Annotated in this window: 15 protein-coding genes; 4 read left to right on the plus strand and 11 right to left on the minus strand. The window is 65.0% G+C overall.

Annotation, left to right across the window (positions count from 1 at the left end):
* Window positions 1–3 precede the first annotated feature (3 nt).
* From ACH4OW_RS28745 to ACH4OW_RS28755, 3 genes are all read left to right on the plus strand, one after another.
* Complete coding sequence (locus ACH4OW_RS28745) at window positions 4–5,451, plus strand: DEAD/DEAH box helicase (RefSeq protein WP_398030616.1); 5,448 nt, start codon at window positions 4–6, stop codon at window positions 5,449–5,451.
* 95 nt (window positions 5,452–5,546) lie between these two features.
* On the plus strand, window positions 5,547–7,121 hold the full coding sequence (locus tag ACH4OW_RS28750; RefSeq protein WP_398030617.1) for an AAA family ATPase: 1,575 nt from the start codon (window positions 5,547–5,549) through the stop codon (window positions 7,119–7,121).
* Between the two features lie 86 nt (window positions 7,122–7,207).
* On the plus strand, window positions 7,208–7,969 hold the full coding sequence (locus ACH4OW_RS28755; RefSeq protein WP_398030618.1) for an HNH endonuclease: 762 nt from the start codon (window positions 7,208–7,210) through the stop codon (window positions 7,967–7,969).
* A gap of 261 nt (window positions 7,970–8,230) precedes the next feature.
* On the opposite strand, the gene ACH4OW_RS28760 is transcribed toward ACH4OW_RS28755, so the two are convergent.
* The 11 genes from ACH4OW_RS28760 to ACH4OW_RS28810 form a co-directional block, all read right to left on the minus strand.
* Window positions 8,231–9,024, minus strand: a protein-coding gene (locus tag ACH4OW_RS28760) for an IS5 family transposase (protein ID WP_398030637.1) whose coding sequence is annotated in 2 segments (ribosomal slippage) — window positions 8,231–8,706 and window positions 8,706–9,024 — 795 coding nt in all. Because the reading frame shifts where the segments join, the coding sequence is not laid out codon by codon here.
* A 75-nt stretch (window positions 9,025–9,099) separates the two neighbouring features.
* A protein-coding gene (locus ACH4OW_RS28765) for an IS5 family transposase (RefSeq protein ID WP_398030638.1) occupies window positions 9,100–9,911 on the minus strand; the annotation gives its coding sequence in 2 pieces (ribosomal slippage) (window positions 9,100–9,554 and window positions 9,554–9,911; 813 coding nt in all).
* 191 nt (window positions 9,912–10,102) lie between these two features.
* Window positions 10,103–11,194, minus strand: coding sequence for a class I SAM-dependent methyltransferase (locus tag ACH4OW_RS28770; RefSeq protein ID WP_398030619.1), 1,092 nt, complete (start codon window positions 11,192–11,194; stop codon window positions 10,103–10,105).
* 11 nt (window positions 11,195–11,205) lie between these two features.
* The gene (locus ACH4OW_RS28775) at window positions 11,206–12,528 is read right to left on the minus strand and encodes a hypothetical protein (RefSeq protein WP_398030620.1); all 1,323 of its coding nucleotides are present in this window, start codon (window positions 12,526–12,528) and stop codon (window positions 11,206–11,208) included.
* Entirely contained in the window at window positions 12,528–13,676 is a 1,149-nt protein-coding gene (locus ACH4OW_RS28780) for an MFS transporter (protein WP_360129576.1), read from the minus strand. The genes ACH4OW_RS28775 and ACH4OW_RS28780 overlap by 1 nt, the downstream gene beginning before the upstream one ends.
* Window positions 13,673–14,935 (minus strand): acetyl-CoA carboxylase biotin carboxylase subunit family protein, encoded by a 1,263-nt coding sequence (locus ACH4OW_RS28785; protein WP_398030621.1) that lies wholly within the window; start codon window positions 14,933–14,935, stop codon window positions 13,673–13,675. The genes ACH4OW_RS28780 and ACH4OW_RS28785 overlap by 4 nt, the downstream gene beginning before the upstream one ends.
* 1,141 nt (window positions 14,936–16,076) lie before the next feature.
* A complete protein-coding gene (locus tag ACH4OW_RS28790; protein WP_398030622.1) occupies window positions 16,077–16,829 on the minus strand; it encodes a hypothetical protein in 753 nt (250 codons plus the stop codon).
* Window positions 16,810–17,394 carry a sigma-70 family RNA polymerase sigma factor gene (locus tag ACH4OW_RS28795; protein WP_360129584.1) on the minus strand — a complete coding sequence of 195 codons (585 nt, stop codon included), beginning with the start codon at window positions 17,392–17,394 and terminating at the stop codon, window positions 16,810–16,812. The genes ACH4OW_RS28790 and ACH4OW_RS28795 overlap by 20 nt, the downstream gene beginning before the upstream one ends.
* Window positions 17,394–17,630: a hypothetical protein gene (locus ACH4OW_RS28800; protein ID WP_360129587.1), complete on the minus strand. Its 237-nt coding sequence runs from the start codon at window positions 17,628–17,630 to the stop codon at window positions 17,394–17,396. The genes ACH4OW_RS28795 and ACH4OW_RS28800 overlap by 1 nt, the downstream gene beginning before the upstream one ends.
* Window positions 17,631–17,811: 181 nt before the next feature.
* Window positions 17,812–18,096, minus strand: a complete 285-nt coding sequence (locus ACH4OW_RS28805) for a hypothetical protein (protein ID WP_360129590.1) — start codon at window positions 18,094–18,096, stop codon at window positions 17,812–17,814.
* A gap of 103 nt (window positions 18,097–18,199) precedes the next feature.
* A complete protein-coding gene (locus ACH4OW_RS28810) occupies window positions 18,200–18,685 on the minus strand; it encodes a DUF4232 domain-containing protein (protein ID WP_398030623.1) in 486 nt (161 codons plus the stop codon).
* Window positions 18,686–18,906: 221 nt separating this feature from the next.
* Here ACH4OW_RS28810 and recQ point away from each other — a divergent pair, with 221 nt between their 5' ends.
* Window positions 18,907–20,808, plus strand: coding sequence for a DNA helicase RecQ (gene recQ, locus ACH4OW_RS28815; RefSeq protein ID WP_398030624.1), 1,902 nt, complete (start codon window positions 18,907–18,909; stop codon window positions 20,806–20,808).
* The last annotated feature ends 178 nt before the right edge of the window (window positions 20,809–20,986 follow it).

Below are 20,986 nucleotides of genomic sequence, written 5' to 3' on the forward strand. Positions count from 1 at the left end.
TTGATGTCTGGCATCTCTCCGTCGGCCGTCCACGGCCGACTTGCCGAGTACTTCCAGCGGTACTACGACACCGCCTACTCCCTTCGCGACTCTTCGGTGGGCGAGGAACTCAGAGAGCTACTCCGTACTCCCGGGGTTCTCTTTCAGGAGCCGTATCTGGAGCTGTTACCTCAATACGTGCAGTCAGCCCAGGCCCTGGAAGAGTTGACGGCGGAAATAGGGATTCCGGAGTTCGCCGGACTTCTAGGAGCCGGTCTCCTCCGAGGAATCCCCAGGCTCTACACCCACCAGGCGGACGCGCTGAGGGCAAACAACCGCGGACGGGACATCGTGGTGACGTCCGGAACCGGTTCCGGAAAGACCGAAGCCTTCCTCGTCCCGGTGCTGGCCAGGCTGACCAATGAATCCCGTCAGTGGGCACCGGCAGGGCCCCAGGGTACCGAGCACCCCTGGTGGCGCACGTCACAGCACTGGAAAGCTCAGCGCCGCGGAAGCGGTCGCCCCTCGGCCATGCGCGCCATGTTCCTCTATCCAATGAACGCGCTGGTGGAGGACCAGCTGATCAGGTTGCGGCGTAGCTTGGATGCACCAGACGTACGCGACTGGTTCGACAGGCACCGTGCCGGCAACCGCTTCCACTTCGGACGCTACACCGGCCGCACTCCGGTTGCCGGCCCGCTGGAGCTAGCTTCCAACCCGAACTCCTCCAAAATGAAGGAGTTGCGCAGAACTCTGGCCTCGATGGAGGACCGAAGCCGCCAACTGGAGCAGCGCATCGCGGACGGCCTTGTGGAGGACGAGGAAGCCCGCTACTTCCTTCAGCGCCCCTTCGGGGCCGAAATGCGTTCTCGCTGGGACATGCAGGTCGCTCCGCCGGACATCCTCATCACCAACTACAGCATGCTCAACATCATGCTCATGCGCCGAGACGAAGATCCCATCTTCGACCGGACCCGTGACTGGCTGAAGAGTTCCAAGGACCACGTCTTCAGCCTGGTCGTGGACGAACTCCACATGTACAGGGGAACTCAGGGCACTGAGGTCGCCTACCTCCTACGCAAGCTTATCGACCGGCTCGGGTTGTCCACCGATTCCGACCAGCTGTCCGTGATCGCCACCTCCGCTTCTATGGATCCGGAAAACCCGGTGGACCGGAAGTTTCTGAGCGACTTCTTCGGACGGTCAGCCGATCGCTTCTCCGTGCTGGCCGGTGAACGCGTCCGGACCAAGGGCAGGACCGATCTCATGCCCTGGGCAGACACCATTGGCCAAGGAACAGGTGCCCTGCCGCCTCTGCCTGACCGGCACGCGGCGCTCCAGGCCGCGTTCAGCGTGAGCGACGAGGATGACTCCCCTCGAGCGAAGCCCCTGACCGATGTAGCCGCCAAGCTCTTCCCTTGCCTCGCACCCGACAAGGCTCTGAAGGCCACCGACGCGCTCATCTCGCGCCTCGATGGAGAGGCGGATACCGGCTCGCGATTCCGGCTCCATCTGTTCTTCCGAAACGTCACCGGCATGTGGGCATGCGCGGATCGCAACTGCTCCAAGGTACAACCACACACCGCGGAGTCATCGGCGGACCGGCTAGTCGGAAAGCTCTACAGTCGGCCCAGGTATGCCTGTGAATGTGGCGCTCGCGTCCTGGAATTACTGTACTGCGACACGTGCGGAGATGTCTTCCTCGGCGGATTCAATTCTCCGACCATCGGCCCTGATCCCACCAGGCGCTACCTGGTCTCCACCGCAACCGATCTCGAATCCCTCCCGGACAAAGCGCGTCTCGATCGCACCGCAGATGTGTACAGCGTCTTTCTGCCCACTGCGGGGGAACGCTCCGATCTCGACATATCGCCGCACAAACACAAGGGTGGCCGACCGGGGGCGAAGAATCGGACGGAGTACACGTTCACCTTTGTTCCGGCCGTGCTGGATCCCGTGAGCGGCAAGGTTGGCAGCTACCCGGACGAGGAGATCAACGGATACCTGCTGGTGGCACAGAGCCAACCGCAGAACCACCTCGGTAAAGTCCGCGCCTTTCCCACGGTCTGCCCCTGCTGCGGGGAAGACAAGGAGATCTTTAAGAACGTTCGCCAGTTCGAGGACCCGTCGCGGTCCAGGTCCCCCATCCGCACCATGGGTACAGGTTTTGAGAAGTCCAACCAGGTCCTGACCGATGCCCTCAAGAGACAGCTGCAGACGAAGATCGTCGTCTTCTCGGACAGCCGACAGGACGCGGCCCGCATCTCGGCGGGCCTGGAGCGGTCGCACTATCAGGACTTGGTCAGGCAGCTCGTGATTGCCGCCCTCGATCATCCGACGGATCTCGTGGCCCGGGCAGCAGAGTTCTTCAAGGGGAACCAGGCAGGCCAGGCCGCGCTAACCCAGCTCACAGCGACTGGTTCACCCGATCTGGTTGCAGCAGTGGTCGCCTTGGCTCACGACAACCTCACCCCCGATCACGAACGCGTGCTGGCGGACTACCGGGCCCAGCAGAAGGGCCCGACACTTGTCGAACTCGGCAACGGAGTCAGCTCGCAAGCAGTCACATACGGCGTGCATCCCGGTGGGCCCTCGTTCTCGCTGAGCGCAAGCACCGAGTCACGGAGCTGGACCAATCTCTACGACTGGACCAGTGGCGTCCCGGTCCAACTGCCCGATGCTTCCCTCACCAACGATCTGCGCGTCTTGAGTTCCGAAATTCACCGGACAGTGCAAGCACAGGTCCAGCAGGCGGTCTTCGCGGGAGGCGGCCGTGACCTGGAATCGCTCGGCATCGGCCACGCCTCTCAGGACATCACCTTCAAGAGCCGGTTGCTCGATGAAGAGGTCTTCCACCAGGTGTGCCTGTCCACGCTGAGGCTGCTGGGTGTGCGCCGCCAGTTTCAGGAGCAGCGGCCTGAGCCGCCAGCGAATCTGCACACAGCAGCGAGAAAGTACATCAACGCCGTCGCACGACGTCACGCCGTATTCTCGGACGCACTGGTCCAAGAGGTAAAGAATGCACTGGGTCTGAGCGACGTCGAGCCCCGGATCGAAGGGCAGAAGGTCAGGATCGTCCTGGCCGACGGAACGGAATGGCGCTGTGAACGCTGTACCAGAAGGCACCTGCACGGCTCCGCCGGCGTCTGTGCCTTCTGCCTCAGCTCACATCTCGTTGCCGAACCCCTCGACCCGGATTCCGTCACCCTGGACGACTACTACACCTTCCTGGCCCGCGAGGCCGGAACCCCCTTCAGACTCCACTGCGAAGAGCTGACGGGCCAGACCGACAACGACGACGCGCAGGCCCGGCAAGCCCTCTTCCAGTCAGTCTTTCTGAGCGGGAAGGACATCGAGTTGGTCGATGAGGTCGACCTGCTCAGTGTCACCACCACGATGGAGGCCGGCGTCGACATCGGCGCGCTCCGCGCGGTGGTAATGGCGAACATGCCACCACAGCGCTTCAACTACCAGCAGCGTGTAGGCCGGGCCGGCCGCCGGCTCGATCACCTGTCCATCGCCCTGACACTGTGCCGAGGCACCAGGACCCATGACGACCACTACTTCCAGCACCCCCATCGGATCACCGGCGATCCCTCGCCGAGCCCATACGTGGATCTCGATCGCCTGGAGATCCTGCTCCGTTGCTACGCCGCAAGCCTGCTGACTCTCGCCTTCCGGTCGGTCGAGGGAACGTCCGACTGGGAGCCGGGACGCAATGTCCACGGGCCATTCGGGACCGTCAGCGGATGGCTATTGGTGCGGGATGGCATCCGTACCTGGCTGGCCGGGAACGACATCGCTAAGAGACACGCGGGCCAGGTACTCCTGCAAGGGGCGTCTCCAGGCGCGCCTTCGCTGGATGATCTGGTCTCCTGGGCTACTTCCCGCCTCTACTCCGAGATCGAGGTGGTGGTGACGAACGCGCCGGACGCGGGACCGCTCAGCCAGTCGCTCGCGGAGCGCGGAGTGCTCCCCATGTTCGGATTCCCCACACGGGTTCGCAACCTGCATCATCAGAGGCCGCACGGACCAGAACTCACCGACGTCATCGACCGGGACATCGACATCGCCATCTCGGAGTGGGCGCCCGGCGGTGAAGTGGTCAAGGATAAGGCGTTGCACACAGCAGTCGGCCTCGTGACGTACGAGCCCGCGGGCGGGCAGTGGCTGCCCGGCAAGGCTCCGGACAGTGATCGCCTCATGGTGGGCGTCTGTACCAAGTGCCTCTCCGTCAATCTCCGCGAATCCGAGCATTCGTGTCCTGTGTGTGGGGCCACCGCAGGAGAAGCTGGCGACTACCGGATGCTCCCGTCGTGTCAGCCGCTCGGATTTCGTACCAGCTACAAGGCTCAGGATTACGACGGCACCTTCGAGTTCACACCACGCGCGTTTTCCGCGCGCCTCACCCTCGACAGAACATCAGCGCTCGTCCCACGCTGCACTAAGGCCGCTGAATTCAGGAGTGGCCAAGGACGCATCGTGGTGGTCAACGCAGGAACTGGCGAGGGGTACCAGTTCGGCAAGGTCAAGGGACACGACGGTCTGCTGGACACAAAACTCCTGACCGATGCCGACCGCGCGAGAGATCTGGGCCTGCCCACACAACCTTCGGTCAGCAATGAAGAAAAGTTGGCACTGGCCTCAGTGAAACTCACCGACGTTCTTTTGGTCGGCCTCCGCGAGCAACCCACCGATCTGGCCCTCGACCCAAGACGCATGGCCGCAAGGGCTGCTTGGCTCTCACTCGGGACGGTTTTCAAACTCGCTGCCGTCAGGCTACTGGACATTGACGGAAGAGAACTCTCGGCGGGTCTGTATCCCGACCGAGTAGAAGAAGAGGGCAGTGTCAAGGCACGAGTCTTCCTCTCGGACACCTTGGAGAACGGCGCCGGATATTCGACCTGGCTGGGGAAGCACCCTACCGACTTCCTGCTCGCCGCGCGGGAGGTCGCAGCCGATCTCACCCGACACCGCTCCGGCAACTTGAAGGCCGGGCCATGCGACTCGTCCTGCTACGACTGCCTGCGGGACTACAGCAACAGCGCCTACCACCCGCTGCTCGATTGGCGCCTTGCCACACAGATGATCGAACTGCTCGATGGGGGCAACCCGGACTTCACCGCTGAGGAGGACTATGCGTTCGAGCGTGTCGAGCAATTCGCCAGAAGCTTCTCGCACTGGAAGGCCGATTCCTCCCACGGCCTGCCAGTCCTGAAAGACAACCAGTACGAGGATCTCGCTGTCCTCATCACCCATCCTCTTGAGTCCTGGACCGGTCCCGCCCGCTCGAAGCGTGTGGCCCGGGCTCTGGCCTCACTGGAAGCAGAGGGCTTCGAGGTGTTCGAGTCGTTCGAGAATCCGGTCCCGGGCAGCGAACCGCCACAGCGCGTGGTCGTCGCGGTCGATACGTTCGAGCTGCTTCGACGGCCTGGCTGGATCGAGTCGAGACTACAGAGCCTCTTTGACTGACCGCTCAGGCAGCGGGCAGGGCCATTCTGCGTCCCTACCCGCTGCCGCCGACTCTCCCTGGCTCGACACCTAGCAGTTCGCTTATATCGGTTCTGATGGACACACGTCTGGAAAGTACGCTGATGCATTTTCTTGTAGTGCCTCGCAGCGCGGGCTTCACCGTGCCGTCCAGTCTTCCGGCACTTGTCCTCCGGCGCGACCTCTGGGATGATTTCGGATTCCAAACCATGTTCGATGCTTATCTGTACCCGTCTCAGACAGAGGCGTCCATCGACTTGGGATCTGTCAAGATCATAAAGAGGGGGCAGCGGGGCGGCGTCACTCAGATCCCTAATAGCTTCGTCCAACTCGATGACAGTTACTGCTCACTTGGTCAGGCATTTTCCTACTACGAAGCGCTGCACGGACTTCCAGGTGAATTGCGCGACAGTATTCTGTTCGGGCTCCGCGATATCGTTATCGACCCATCACTCAGAGAATCGTTCGCCAACGAACCGACGATGGCAGCCTCACTCTTACGCTATGGGAACGCCGAACTCGCATTAAGAGATGCCACAGCCCTGTTCGGAGGAGCGATAACTCCACGGGACAGTGCGCTCGCGTTCACGTTCAGAACGAGTGTCGGCGGGGATCCCTTCTCCATTCACTTCGGATTCGCGGATCGCCACCCTCTGCCTGGCCGCGTCAACGTCGTGGTAGGTTACAACGGATGCGGAAAAACGCAGCTCCTTGCCAACCTAGCCAACGCTGCGCATGCAGACCTCGCCGACCGATCCGACGAAAGCTTCATCCGGCGGTACGGAGAATTCCCCGAAGGAGCCGGTGCGCCACGATTCTCCTCGGTTATAGCCATCTCTTACAGCGCTTTCGACACGTTCGACCTGCCAGGGAAGAACCGTCAGGAAGAGGATCGGCTGGAAACCAGTGGAGAGGTCTCCGGATACACCTATTGCGGCCTTCGGAGATACGATCGCAGTCTTGGTCCCGACGCCTCTCGCATCGGGTCACTAAAAGGCGCCGAGGAGATCCAGGGTGACATCATGTCCGCCCTCGTTAGGGCTAGTACACCCGAGCGTAAACAAAGACTGGCGGCAGCCCTTTCTTCGCTGAGTCGAGAACCCTCGTTCAAACGGGTCGAGTTGTCCGAAACCTTCACCTTCGATAGCGATTCGTGGCGAGATTCCTTTTCTGGCCTCAGCACCGGACACAAACTCGTCCTCAACATTGTAGTGCAACTTGTGGCCCACCTGGAGCCCGGATCACTGGTTCTCATCGACGAACCCGAATCCCACCTGCACCCTCCGCTCTTGGCTGCCCTGCTCAAGAGCATCAACATATCCCTGGATCAATTCAACTCCTACGCCGTGATGGCGACGCACTCACCAGTCCTACTCCAGGAAGTCCCCAGACGTTACGTCAGGGTCCTACAGCGATTCGGAGATCTCACACTCGTTGCCACTCCGGAGATCGAAACTTTCGCAGAGAATGTAGGACTGCTCACACGCCACGTATTCAACTTGGACAGCAGTGCGACCGACTATCACTCAACTCTCCGATCCATGCAGGAGAGTTTGCACCTAGATGAGATCATGGAGCTGTTCGACGGGGAGATGAGCGCGCAGTCCATTTCTTACCTGGCGAGCATCAGTCGCGATCGGCCCGGTAGATGATTCGGCTCCCCCGCCCGGACAGAGACGGCCTGGCTGATCTCGATCTCGCTGTGAGCCGGAGGCGACCATCCTCTCAACGTGTCCTCATGGGAGTACGCGCAGGAATCATCGGCGCCTACGGCGACTACGAGTACGTTCTGCGAGATATTCGCCGGTTTAAGTCGCTTTCCAACGGTTCCGATGTGCTCACCAAGGCCCTTCTGGGGAATTACGCACTTCTAGACAGGGGCCGCCCCCTGGAAGATCTCAGAAACTCGATCTTCCGGACAGCACTGTCCCGCAACTCTCGGTGCCCGCTGTGCGAAAGAGCCCAGGTCTGCGCCCTCGATCACTTCCTCCCAAAGAATGACTTCCCAGAGTATTCAATCCTGGCCGACAATCTTATCCCTGTTTGCGAAAGGTGTAATCGACTAAAGGGCGACGAGTGCGGCAGGGCAGACGGATTGCTCATGTTTCACGCATACTTCGACGAATTCCCAGACATTGAGACAGTAGTCGCAGAAATAGAGGTCGACAACACCGTCTCGATCGGATACTCTTTGCATCGCTCCGACAAAATCGACAATCTCACCTTCGGGAGAATCGAAAAGCAGTACAATATACTTGACCTTTTTGATTTCTACCAGATGGAGGCCGTAGCCGAGCTAACGGACCAAATTGATCTATATGATGAAACATATGCTTCCTCCGGCGATTCAGGGCTGCGATCAACTCTTAGAGCCTTGGCTCGGGGAGCCGAAAGGAAGGGCATAAATCACTGGAAGGCGGCACTTTATCGTGCCCTATCTAGAAATGCAGAATTCTGTGACGGCGGCTATCGGAAGCTACTGACATCGCCAATGACTTGACAGCGTCAAATCTGGCGGGCCGGGTCTCAGATCGAGGTCTTCGCGTGTTCTTGCACACTTTGCGGACACGGCCGGGCCCTGGCGCTCAGTCGGTCAGGTCACCGGCCCCCGTACTCACATGCGTGAGCGGACGGTCCAGCGCAGCGCATCCCAAGTGGGACCCCGCACGACCCCGCAGGGCGCTGATCAGGCCAAATAGCGCCCGATGGCAGCACACGGCCCCCGGCAAGGATCCAATCCCACTCCTAATTAGACGTTGTCCTATGTGGTGAGGCGGAGTAGTCGCTTGTAGCAGCACAGGGCGGCTGCCAGCCCGAGGAAGGCCAGGTAGTTGGAGGGGTGGCGTTCGTAGCGGGGGCTGAGGCGGCGGTAGCCGGTCAGCCATGACAAGGTCCGCTCGATCACCCACCTGCGCCGCCCCAGTCGTTCGCTGGATTCGATGCCCTTGCGTGCGACACGGACGCCGATGTGTTTGCCCCAGAGCCATCGCCGCAGGATGGGGACGTCGTATGCCTTGTCCGCAGGGAGGCGTTGGGGCTTGAAGTAGCGGCCGCGGTGCGGGTCGTGTTGCGTGTGGAGTCCCGCCACCATCGGCTTCAGTCCGTCGCTGTCGTGGACGTTCGCCGCACAGATCCCGACGACCAGGGGCAGTCCGTTCGCGTCCGACAGGACGTGCATCTTGGTACCCGGCTTGCGCCGGTCCACAGGGCTCGGACCTGTGTGTTCACCCCCCTTGTAGCGCGGACGTGGGCGGTGTCGAGCACCACGCGGGTGACGTCGATAAGGCCGGCGTCATCGAGTGGGTGGAGCACGGCCTCGTGCAGCCGGCCCCAGACGCCGGCTCTGGACCAGATCAGGAACCGCCGATGAGCAGTCGACTTCGAGATTCCGAAGCACGGCGGCAGGTGCCGCCAGGCGCATCCGGTGACCAGCACATAGATGATGGCGGCGAACAGCGTCTCATCAGGTGTATCCGAGGTCCCGCCGCCCTGCGGTCGCACTCTCGGCGGCGGGAGCAACGGCTTCGCGATCTCCCACAGCCCGTCCGGAACGATCCAACTTCACGTTCCCTGCCCCATGCTGAAGTACTACTCCGCCTCACCACATAGGAAACCGTCTTAGACGCCATTTCATTTGGCCAGGCGGCGGTGGCATATGAGGGTTGCGGCGATGGCGGTGAAGGCCAGGAAGTGTTCCGCCTTGCGTTCGTAGCGGCGGTGCAGACGGCGGCAGCCGGACAACCAGGACACGGTCCGCTCTACGACCCAGCGGTGCCGGCCCAGGTGCCGGGATGACTCGATGCCTTTGCGGGCGAGGCGATGCCGGATGCCGCGGGAAGCGAGCCATCGGCGCAGGTGGCGGTAGTCGTAGCCCTTGCCGCCGTGCAGTTTGCCGGGCCGCCGACGTCGTGGGCCGCGACGGGAGCGTAGGGGCGGGATGCCGCGGACCAGCGGGACGAGGGCTTGGCTGTCGTGGAGGTTGGCAGCCGAGATGCCGATCGACAGGGGCAGGCCCTGACGGTCGACGATGAGGTGGATTTTCGATCCCTTCTTGCCACGGTCGGTCGGATTCGGTCCCGTCAGCTGCCCCCTTTGAGGGCCCGGACACTGACGGAGTCGATCGCGCACCGCGACCAGTCCAGCTCGCCCCGGGCACCGAGTTCGTCCAGGACCAGGCGATGGAGCTTGGCCCACACTCTGGCCTCGCTCCACTCGGTCAACCACCGGAAGGCGGTCACACCTGACAAGCCGAAGCCCGGCGGCAGTTGATTCCAGGTGCAGCCCGAGGTGGCCACGAAGATGATCGCGGCCAGCACTTCGCGGTCCCCGCGCCGACGTCGGCCACCGCCCTGCGGTCGTTCCGGCGCCGGCGGCACCACGCGCTCGAACAGCTCCCACAGGCTGTCCGGCACCATCCGCTCGACAAGAGGGGCAGTCACCATCCCAGACTGCCGCAAGATCACACCAAACGAAATGGCGTCCAAAGCGGGTGTCGCAGGTTCGAATCCTGCCGGGGGCACCGGCGTGAAGGCCCCGGAGCGATCGAGCTCCGGGGCCTTTTGTTGTGCCGTTCCTGCCGGGCCGGGGTGGCGGGTCCCCGGAGGGGGGCCGGGGACCCGCCGTGGGTGGTTGGTCAGGGCTTGCGGAAGAGGAGCATCGTCGAGGAGCCGAAGGCCTCGGTGTTGGTGTACGTGCTGTCCACCAGGCGGAAGCCGTGCCGGCTGATCTCTTCGACCAGGGCGTCGCCGGAGCGCTCCGAGAAGGGGAGGACCTCCAGGCCGATGCTCTTCTCGCCGTCCGCGGCCCGGATCCTCCTGGAGATCACGCGGCCGGGGACGAAGTCCTCGGCGACCTCCGCGTAGTCCGGGACGGAGAAGAAGCCCTTGCCCCACTCGCTCGCGCAGTGGTCCACGACGAAGTGGCCGCCGGGGCGGAGGATGTCGAAGACGCGGGAGATGTGGCGGGCCCGCTGGTCCTCGTCGACGAGCATGTGGAGGCAGCCCATGTTCATGGCGAGGTCGAAGCTGTTCTCGTCGAAGCCGCGGAGGTAGATGATGTCCCGCTCCATGAAGCCCGAGGCGTCCAGGTTCGCGGCGGTGGCGCGCTCACGGGCGCGGTCCAGGGCGGAGTGCGACACGTCGACCGAGACGACGTCGTGGCCCTGGGACAGCAGGTAGAGGGAGTCGCGGCCTTCGCCGCAGCCCAGGTCGATGATCTTGCCGGAGAAGACGTCCGGGTGCTCCCGGGTCATCTGGAGGAGCGAGGCGTTCGGCTCCGCCGACTCCCACAGGTGGGCGCCGTTCTCGTAGACGGTCCGGTAGCGGTCCTCGTAGCCGAAGTAGTAGTCGTCGAGCGAACCGACGATGCTGCGGACGTCGTCGCTGGTGGGCGAGAACTCCACCGGCGAGACGGTGACGTCCGTGTCCGCGCCCAGCACCATGAGCTTGGTGTCGTCGAGAAGCCCGATCGCCAGCACGTACTGCGACTCGTCGCACTCGACCACTTCGCCCACCCCGAAGGGCGCGCAACACTCTCTCAGTGCGTCCAGTGTCAGCGCGGCGGCCTTTTCGCATACGAATATCGCCGCTCGCCCCTGGGTCACCTTTGCGGCGAAGCCGGCCGAACCGTCGAGCTGCCACACGGTGGTGCGGTCGGCGAGTTCGATCGTGGTCAGGCGCAGCCCCTCGGGTGCGGCTTCGTCGAGAATTGCTTGGTAGAGACTCACTTCGGTATCCCCTATGCGTGGATTGCGGATGTGCGCAGAGCCGCCAGACGGTTTTTGTACTCCTGGAGTACGGCGCTCTGATGACGGAAGACTCTGCCGGTCTCGCGAATGCGCTGGACGAGCTCGTAGTTCTGGGCGCGGATGGCGGCCTCGATACCGGTGAGTTCCACGACGTCGCGCTGGGCGTTGCTGCCGCCCATCGAGAACGAGTGGTGGAAGGACCGGGCCAGCCGGGTCGCGGCGTCCGCGTAGTCACCGGTCGTGAAGGACCGGAAGCCGAGGAAGATGTCGACCATTTCCTCGGATACGTCCGTGCCGCGCGCCAGAACCGCTTTCAGGAGGGCGTCGGCGCGGTCGTACTCACCGACCTGGCAGTAGGTGATGTACGCGTGGAAGTCGTTGAAGAGGTACCAGTTCTCCTCCAGGTAGGGCTCCCAGTCCTGGAAGAGCGAACGCCAATAGGCGTCGAGGTCGAGCGACGGCTTGATGAGGGCAAGACGCCAGAGCATCGTGACGGCGTCCAGGTCCTCGGTCGACCGCGGGGACGTCTTACGGCGGATGCCGATGCGGTAACACGCCAGTACTTCCTGGATGTTGTCCGCGTAGAGCTCGAACAGCGCGTAGTGCCACCAGATGTGGATACGCATGGGAGTCGAGCCGTCCCTGCTGCGCATGTACTCCCGGATGTAGCGGGCGCCCTCTTCGTGGCGGCCCGTCTCGTAGAGGCAGTGCACCATCGCGTGCATCGCGTAGATGTCGTCCGGGTTCCGGTCCAGGGCGACCCGGCAGCGTTCCATCGCCGCGTCGATCAGGCCGTTCTCTTCGAGCGAGAACGCGTGCAGGCCGTGCAGGTAGCCGATGGCCGGGTCGTCGTCGGCGAAGAACCCGACGGCCTGGGATATCGACGCCAGCATGTGCGCCCGGTCGCCGATGTAGAAATCCAGCATGTGGACGACGAAGACCGACACGGCATCCCCTGGATACGTGTCGACGATGGCCTGGAAGCCGTTACGGGCGGCGGTCAGGTCCCCGGCCGTCCAGAATTCGACGGCGGAGAGCATCGCCCTGGTCCGCGCCTCGGTCGGCTCGGTCTTCGTGATGGCGGCGCAGATCTCCGCGGCCTCCATGACCGCCGGGCGTTCCATGGAACACAGCAGGTCCAGGGCGAGCATGAGCTGGAGTGCGACGGGCGGAGCGGGCTGAGCGGTCGGACGACATCGTTCGTGGTCCAGTTTCATGGACACCAATTGCACGATGGCGCTTTCGACACCCGCCATGTCCGACGGTCGTCCGACCAGCTGCGGAACGCCTCGGGAATCTGTGAGTACTGTCATCAGGACACCTCGGTGAGTATGAGTCGACTACTCTGGGCCTTGCGGATTCTGTGGAATGCGAGAACGAGCAGCAGTGTCAGTACGAACGGGGCCAGCCAGATCTGGGAGGAGAAGAACCTCCCGCCGGCCAGGGCCGCGGCCAGCAGTACGAGTGAGAAGGCGTTCGCGTTCGCCACGATCGCGCCGACCTGCCGCGGCGAGAAGTCCGTTGCCGCTTCCGCGCGAAGGATCACCCGCAGGGAGCCGAATGCGCACCCCAGGGCGAAGATGGCGACCATCTGCGGCACTCCGAATGCCGGAATGAAGAGCCAGATCGCTATCGCCGCGCCGACCGCGACGGCGGCCCCCGTCAGCACCCAACGCACTTCCAGGCTTTTCGTGAAGCGGTGCAGGGCGATTCCCGCGACAGCCATCCCGATGCCGAGCAGCATGTCCAGGATTCCGACCGTGAGCATGCTCCCGTCGTGGGCGAGGGCCTGCAACGGCAGCATGAAGTTGAACGTCCCCAGGACGGGCCAGACGAGCATGAAGGCGAAGACGTACAGGACGCTGAGACCGCCCGCGCTCTTCGGGCCGTCCTCCGTCTGTGCCTCCTCCTTGGAAACCGCGGTGCGGTGCGATCCCAGGCTCATGACCGCGACAATGGCGAACAGCGCGGCGCAGGCGACCAGCACCCACTCGGCCGGGATCACTCGCGTGAAAAGCGGTGCGAACAACGGGCCCACCATGAGCGCGACCTGATTGACAGTCATGGTCAGCGAACTGTGCTTGCGCAGGGTGGCACTGTCGACCCCGGACGCCTCGTCGTTGAACCACGCTTCCCAGGTCGATTCCAGGAAGAAAAAGAAGAGCCACAGCACGAAGTTCAGGCCGACCACCACCGGCACGTGGTCGTAACCGGCTGCTATCAGAACCAGGGTCAGAGCAACCCCGGCGAGTCCGGCGGCGGTCATCCTGGCCCCGCCGGTGATCGGGCTGAAGCGGACCAGCAGGGGAACGAAGATTGCGGGTACGAAGGAGAGCGTGGTCGAGATGGCGAGCGCGTCGTAGCCTCCTCCTTGCGCGGAGGCGATATGCCAGTTCAGGAGCAGCAGCACCACTCCGTTGAAGAATCGGTAGAGAGCGGAGTAGAACGTGTACCGCTTCACTCTTCGACCGTCTCGCCAGTCACGAAGATCTGGTCGGACAGTTCCTTCGCCATGGTCACCGGCAACATGGTCTTCTCGCTGAACAGCTCGTCCCATTCGAGTTCGATGAGACCCTCCCTGGCGCTCCAGTTCTTGGCGGCCTGGGACACGTCGCCGCGCTTGGCGCTGATGTTGATGCTCCGCACCTCGGGCGGCAGCGGCTTCCCGTCCATGACGTCCTGGATGCGTCCGGGGGCGGCCTTGAGGAACGCGATGGCCGAGGTCTTGGCGGGCTCCGCGCCGGCGACGACGTCGAGGAGGTCGGTACCGAGGTACGAGCCGATGTGCAGCCGGTAGGGGTTGAGCTCATAGGCCCGTTCGACCTGGTCCATGATTCCGTCGCCGCCCGGCCGGGCCGCCACCTCGATCACCCACGCGGTACCGTCCGCGGCGAACTTGATCTCCACATGGGCGAGGCCCCGGTCGATGCCCAGCGCGGCACAGGCCCGTACGGCAAGGTCGGCCACCGTCCGGTCGCCGGTGCGGTGGCTCGGCACCAGGTGCGCGACCTCGGCGAACCAGGGGCGTGGGGAGAGGTACTTCTCGGTCACGGCCAGCACCTCGGCACGGCCGGCGCCGCAGAGGACCTCGACGGAGATCTCGTCCTCGGAGTCGATGAACTGCTCGACAAGGTACTTGTCGCCGAGGATGTTGAACGCCGATTCGTACTGCTCGACGACGGCCTTCGACTCCGCGAGGCCGGCGACCGCCTCCTCGCGCGTGGTGGCCAGGACGACTCCGCCGCTGCCGCCGAAGTCGTACGGCTTGATGATCACGGGCAGTCCGATGGCCTCGATGGCCTCGTGCAACTCCTCCTCGGACTGCACCAGGTGGGAACGGGGAGTCTGTACGCCGGCGGCCAGAAATGCCTGCTTCATGGCGTACTTGTTCCGGGCGTTGGTCACCGTCGCGGCGTCCAATCCACCCAGCCCCAGGGCGCGGTTCACGGTGTTCGCCGAATCCACCGTCCAGTCGTTGAGCGGGACGACGATTCTGGGGTCCCAGCCCCGGGCGGAATACGCCCGGATGGCATTCAGCAGGGATTCCGGGTCCTTGGGATCGGCCGCCAGCATGTTGTCAAACGTGCGGTTCAGCTTGCGTACGGGATCTTCCGTGGCTGCCCAGACGGGGAGATCGGTAGCCTGCTTCGCTCCCGAGAAGACCCGCTCGCGAAGGTACTGGTCAGCCCCGAGCAGGAGTAAATATTTGTTTGACTGCATGGACGCACTCCATCTTCCAAGGAACCCCGTCATGAGATACCCGGCCCCGGCGCTACCGCCGGCGACCAGGCGAGAATAAGTGAATCAACTAACGGTCGAGAGGGATCACTGCAACCCGGATGCAGCGATTCTCGTTTAACCTCGATCGACACGCTGAAGAAATTCCCCCCGCTTCTGCCGCGGTATCGTAACGGTGAGCCAGAGAGACACGCAAGCACCATTCGCCGACGAGGTGGAGACGTTGATCGGCCCACGGTTTTGTGTAATGCCCTCATCCGGCGAAGGGGCCGTCGTCAGGCGAAGTCGCAGGTGCGGCGGGGTCCACGGGCTCGCAGACCACGGCGAACGGGACCACCGGGAGCCCGGCGGCGCCCCGCGGGTGAAGGACGCCCGTCGCGGTGATCGAGTAGCGGCCGGCACAGGCGGGGATCTTCGTCTGGCGGGGTGGGACCTGGTCAGCACCATGGTCAGCACACACTCGTGACGCGTCACGATGTTCGCGTCTGCGTCGCGCGGCTGAGCAGCAGCGTCCACACCTACCGGCTCATCCGCCACCGCACTTTGGCATCTTCCACACCGTCGTACCGTCCGGTCGGGTCGGCAAGCGACGTAAGACCGGTGGCACCATCAGCAGCGGACCACCGCTCCGGCCACACCCGTACGGGGGCTCACGCAGACATCAGGCGCACCACACGTCTCTGTAGTCCGCCGCCCCAACCGGTAGGAAATGACCGGTTTGTTCGAACCATTCCGCGTCGGCAGCAAGGCGTTCGCCCCTGCGAAGCGACCACTGCGAGGCGGCCACTGCGAGGCGGCTCATGGTGCCGGGGGCGCGTTTCCTGAATTCTTGTATTCGGCTGACATTCACGCGAGCCCGAGAGACACGCAGTCGATAATCAGGAGTACGCCCCTGGCGACGAGACCACTGGTGATGACCATACCGACGAGTCCTGCAACTGTTCCGCAGCATCCGAGGGGCGATGAATTGCAGCCGGACAGCAATTTTCGAACTCGCCGGGTACGTCTCTCAGCGAAGCCGACTCTTTCCCGCTCCAGCCATTCTCCGACCCACATACTCACATATCCACGTGCCCGCATACCCGCATACCCGCATCGCGACGGGACTGCCTGCCCGAAGGGGTCAAGCGGAATGGGGAGTGGTGAGTTGTTCTATACGCTCGGCGAAGTTGCTCGGCGGAAGGGGGAGATCCAGATCGGCGTCGTCGGTGAATTGGATGGCGTTGGAGACGTAGCCGAGTACGGCGGCTGCGGTGGTGGCCGCGGGGGTGCCGGGTTCCCGGGCTGTCTCCAGGTCGATGGCCCAGGAGATGAACAGGTCGTAGGCGTCGGCGGAGGGGCGGGCGGGGCGGTCCGGGTCGGCGTGGGAGTGCCACCAGTGGGCCTCGCCGACCTCCGCCAGGGAGAGGTGGTGGAGGTAGAGGCAGTAGGCGGCGGAGGTGTCGCCGGCGCCGGCGGCGTACTGCCACCAGAAGCGCGCCGAATCGTCGCGCCCCACCAGTTGCAGTACGCAGGCCAGTACGCGGGCGCCGTCGGGTTCCAGGACGCGGCCGCCGATGAAGACGGACATCTGGTGCAGGGCGTCGGGCTCGCCGACCACGAGGGCGCACAAGCGCTGGAGGTCTTGGGCGGCGTCGTCCATCTGACGCTGTTCGGCGGGTTCGCCTCGTTCGCTGGTGGTGCGGTCACGGCCGATGGCGGCTTCCACGCGGGCTTGGATGGCCGCGTCGAAGCTCAGGGCCCCGTGGAGCATTCTGCCGGTGACACGGGCCGTCAAGCGCTGCTCGGCGGCGTCCAGTTCGCGCTGGGTGTACGGGGGCGTGGCAAGGCGCGCCTTGGCCAGGATCCCGTCGAGGTCAGTCCGTGAGGCGGGCATCGTCTTCCCCTTCCTCCAGGCCGAACGCCTGGCGCAGTCGGCGGCGTGCGTGGCGGGTGGTCGAGCGGACCCCGGCCTCGGTGATGCCCATGAGGCGCGCCGTCTCCTTGGTCTCGTACCCGAGTGCGTAGCGCAGCAGCATGACGTCGCGCTGGCGGTCGGGCAGCTCGCCGACGGCCTGGTAGAGGGTGAGGGATTCCTCCAACTCGCCTATGGGGTCGAGCGAGTGGCGCAGGGAGTGGGTCTCGAAGGCGGCCACGTCGACGACGACCGGCCGCCGGCCACGGGCCCTGGCGTGGTCGATGGTGCGGTTCTTCACCACCCGCCAGGCGTACGCCTCGGGGACCGGCTGCCGCAGCACGGTCTGCCAGCAGAGCATGAGCTGCTCGAAGGCGAGGTCAACGGCTTCTTCGGCGTCCGCGCGTGATTTCAGGTGGAGTTCGGCGTACCGGATGTAGCCGGCGCGGTAGAGCTGGTGGAAGGCGCGGAAGTCGGCGGGCAGGCCGAAGGGGGCGGAGGCCGGGGCGGTGACGGGGGTGGCCTGCGTCGGCTTGTGTTCGGGCATCAGCGCTCGCCCTCCTGAATGTCGAGGTCGCGCTGCGAGCCGTGGGCGGCGCCGTGGTCGCGTGCGGGGTGGGGGCAGGCGCGGGTGCGGGTACCGGCGCCGGTGCGCGTGAGTTCGGAGACGCCGGCCAGCACCTGGGCGGCGGCGAGGCGGCGCAGCAGCATTCGTATGTCGGCGCTGAACACGCGGGCCGCGACGGCGGCCACGGCCCAGTCACGTACGAGATCAAGGTTCACGGAACCCTCGGTCCTCCGGTCGGGATGGACGGTGCCTGCTCGTCCCGGCACCGGAGAGCCGGTTCGGGCTCTCTGACCGCAATAGCGTTCAAGAGTGCTCAGTCGTGCAACGAAAGAAGGCAAAAACTTACGGAGTGCTACCGGCCAGTTACACCTGTTCGAGGGAGTGGGCGGCCGCGGGTCACGAAGAGCGGGTGCGACCTCGGCGGGGGCGTTGCGAGCGCGGGGTCGAACAACGCGGGCACCAATAGCCGTCGCCCTGGTAGTACGTCCAGCCCATGTCGGCGATGTGTGGAGCAGCCGTGTTGGCGCTGTGGAGAAGGTGCCCGAAGAGGTCCTTCTCGATGTCCGGCGGCGGGTCGGGGACGACCATGTCGAGGATGGCGCGGGCGCCGCAGCCCTGGCGGTCGCACAGCAGGAAGAAGCGCACGGGCCCCGGCGGCTCGCCGGCGGTGGTGAGACTCATGCGCTCACTTTGGTGGATGACGGAGGCGGGGACGCGTACTTCGCCGTAACCCGCCTCCGATCAGGGGCACTTCGGGGTCGCAGGCGGGTGGCGGGGCAAGGGGTCAGGCGGGGGTGGGGCGCCACCACGACGTGGTCGGTGACCAGACGCGGATGCCGGTGGGCGGGGCGCCCAGGGCGGCGGCGTCGAAGCGGTGGCCGCGGTGGGAGGGGTCGGCGGCGACGGTGACGTAGCCGACGGTGCGGGCGGCGGGAGCGGGCCCGCCGGTGACGGTACGCACGGTCGCGTACGCGGTGGCTCCCGGGTCCAGGCGGTAGGGAGCGCTCTCGGTGGGCGGATCGGGCTGCGCGGCGCCGTCCAGGTCGCCGAAGGTCACGGTGGGGACGCGGTCGATGAAGCAGGGGGTGGGGGTGTGATTGGTGGTGGAGACGCGGAGTACGTCGGGGCGGGTGGGGGCGATCACGGACGCCTTGGTCGTCAGCGCGGACTCGGTGCAGCGCGGAATGCCGGGAGCTGTTGCCGAGGCCGTGGGGATGGCGGTCGTGAGGGTGGCGGCGGTGAGGGCCAAGGTCGCGGTGATGGTGCGCATGGGCGGGTCTCCGTCCCTGGAAGGGTCTCGGGGAGAGGTGGAGAGGTGCATGACGCGGTGCGTGACGAGGTTCACGGAGGAATTTTCCGGTGTTCTCCGCCGCCTGATGAGACCGCTGGGGAGGCGTTTTCGTTGTATGGGGGTAGCAGAGAAGGCCGGTCCGGCGCGGGGTTATCCACAGGCTTGAGCGCGGTGCCGGTGGTAGCTCGTACGCTGCTGGTATGAGCGAGGTGGAGATGGTTTCCGGGGCCGGGGAAACGGCGGACGACGCCAGTGGCGCGCTGGGCGTGCTGCGGCGGGTATTCGGGTACGACGCGTTCCGCGGGGAACAGCAGGCGATCATCGACCACGTCATAGCGGGCGGTGACGCGGTCGTCCTGATGCCGACCGGTGGCGGAAAGTCCCTCTGCTACCAGATCCCGGCCCTGGTGCGGCCCGGGGTCGGCGTCGTGGTCTCGCCGCTGATCGCGTTGATGCAGGACCAGGTCGACGCGCTGCGGGTGCTGGGGGTCCGGGCCGGATTCCTCAACTCCACACAGGACATGGAGGAGCGGCGGCTGGTGGAGGCCGAGTTCCTCTCGGGCGAGCTGGACCTGCTCTACCTCGCACCGGAGCGGCTGCGGGTCGAGCAGACGCTCAGCCTGCTCGACCGGGGCAAGATCTCGCTGTTCGCGATCGACGAGGCGCACTGCGTCGCGCAGTGGGGACACGACTTCCGGCCCGACTACCTCGCCCTGTCCATGCTGCGGGAGCGGTGGCCCGAGGTGCCCCGGATGGCCCTGACGGCGACGGCCACGGAAACCACGCACCGCGAGATCACCACGCGGCTGGGCATGGAGAAGGCCCGGCATTTCGTGGCCAGCTTCGACCGGCCCAACATTCAGTACCGGATCGCCGGCAAGAGCGACCCGAAGAAGCAATTGCTGCAATTGCTGCGCGACGAGCATGCCGGTGACGCGGGAATCGTCTACTGCCTTTCCCGGGCGTCGGTGGAGAAGACCGCCGAGTTCCTGGCACAGAACGGGATCACCGCCCTCCCCTACCACGCCGGGCTGGACGCACGGACACGCGCGGACCACCAGGCGCGCTTCCTGCGGGAGGACGGGGTCGTGGTCGTCGCCACCATCGCCTTCGGCATGGGCATCGACAAGCCGGACGTACGGTTCGTCGCCCACCTCGACCTGCCGAAATCGGTGGAGGGGTACTACCAGGAAACCGGCCGCGCGGGGCGGGACGGCCAGCCGTCCACGGCATGGCTGGCGTACGGGCTGCAGGACGTCGTCCAGCAGCGCAAGATGATCGACGGCTCGGAAGGGGACGACGCCCACCGGCGGCGCCTGTCGGCCCACCTCGACGCGATGCTCGCGCTGTGCGAGACGGTGGAGTGCCGGCGGGTGCGGCTGCTCGCGTACTTCGGGCAGCAGAGCGGCCCGTGCGGCAACTGCGACACGTGCCTGGCACCGCCGCAGACGTGGGACGGCACGGTCGCCGCGCAGAAACTGCTTTCCACGGTGGTGCGGTTGCAGCGGGAGCGCGGGCAGAAGTTCGGCGCGGGCCAGATCATCGACATCCTGATGGGACGCAAAACCGCGAAGGTCATCCAGTTCGACCACGACGGGCTGAGCGTCTTCGGGATCGGCGAAGACCTGCGCGAGGCCGAGTGGCGAGGCGTCGTACGGCAGTTGCTCGCGCAAGGACTGCTGGCGGTGGAGGGCGACTACGGCACGCTGGTGCTCACCGAGGAGAGCGGTGAGGTGCTGCGGGGGCAGCGCGAGGTCTTGATGCGCCGCGAGCCGGAAAAAACGAAGGCGGCCAAGTCCAAGGCCAAGGCCGCTGGCGCGGCGAAGGGGCAGCGGGGGGTGCCGGTGGACCTGCCGGAGGAGGCCCTGCCGGTCTTCGAGGAGCTGCGCGCCTGGCGCGGGCGCACGGCCAAGGAGCAGGGGGTGCCGGCGTACGTGGTCTTCCACGACGCGACACTCCGCGAAATCGCGACGCTACGACCGTCGAGCGTGGCGGAGCTGGGTTCGGTGGGAGGCGTCGGCGAGAACAAGCTGGCGAAGTATGGGGAGCAGATACTGGAGGTATTGGCGGGTGTGGGGGCGGAGCCTGCTTCGCAGGCGTAGTCCCGGTTTAGGCCGTTCGCGCGGTGCGCGCTGGCGCGCGGTTTTGTGCTTGCCTGGTCGCGCTGCGCGCGATCGCGCCCACTGTCCGGTGGGTGGGGGGCCGGGGCCCCGCAGGGGGCACTCCTCACCGCAGTCGCGGAAGCCTTGTCTTGAACGCTGAACCTGGTGTTGCGACGTG

Origin of the sequence: Streptomyces sp. NPDC017056, from assembly GCF_044332485.1 — a bacterium.
In the GTDB taxonomy this organism is placed as follows: Bacteria; Actinomycetota; Actinomycetes; order Streptomycetales; family Streptomycetaceae; genus Streptomyces.

Bases quoted from the DNA above. Each gene is read 5' to 3' on its own strand.
- ACH4OW_RS28755 (WP_398030618.1), top strand. From the start codon at position 7,208: ATGGGAGTACGCGCAGGAATCATCGGCGCCTACGGCGACTACGAGTAC.
- recQ (WP_398030624.1), top strand. From the start codon at position 18,907: ATGAGCGAGGTGGAGATGGTTTCCGGGGCCGGGGAAACGGCGGACGAC.
- ACH4OW_RS28795 (WP_360129584.1), bottom strand. From the start codon at position 17,394: ATGCCCGAACACAAGCCGACGCAGGCCACCCCCGTCACCGCCCCGGCC.
- ACH4OW_RS28785 (WP_398030621.1), bottom strand. From the start codon at position 14,935: ATGCAGTCAAACAAATATTTACTCCTGCTCGGGGCTGACCAGTACCTT.
- ACH4OW_RS28790 (WP_398030622.1), bottom strand. From the start codon at position 16,829: ATGCCCGCCTCACGGACTGACCTCGACGGGATCCTGGCCAAGGCGCGC.
- ACH4OW_RS28810 (WP_398030623.1), bottom strand. From the start codon at position 18,685: ATGCGCACCATCACCGCGACCTTGGCCCTCACCGCCGCCACCCTCACG.
- ACH4OW_RS28805 (WP_360129590.1), bottom strand. From the start codon at position 18,096: ATGAGTCTCACCACCGCCGGCGAGCCGCCGGGGCCCGTGCGCTTCTTC.
- ACH4OW_RS28775 (WP_398030620.1), bottom strand. From the start codon at position 12,528: ATGACAGTACTCACAGATTCCCGAGGCGTTCCGCAGCTGGTCGGACGA.
- ACH4OW_RS28750 (WP_398030617.1), top strand. From the start codon at position 5,547: ATGGACACACGTCTGGAAAGTACGCTGATGCATTTTCTTGTAGTGCCT.
- ACH4OW_RS28745 (WP_398030616.1), top strand. From the start codon at position 4: ATGTCTGGCATCTCTCCGTCGGCCGTCCACGGCCGACTTGCCGAGTAC.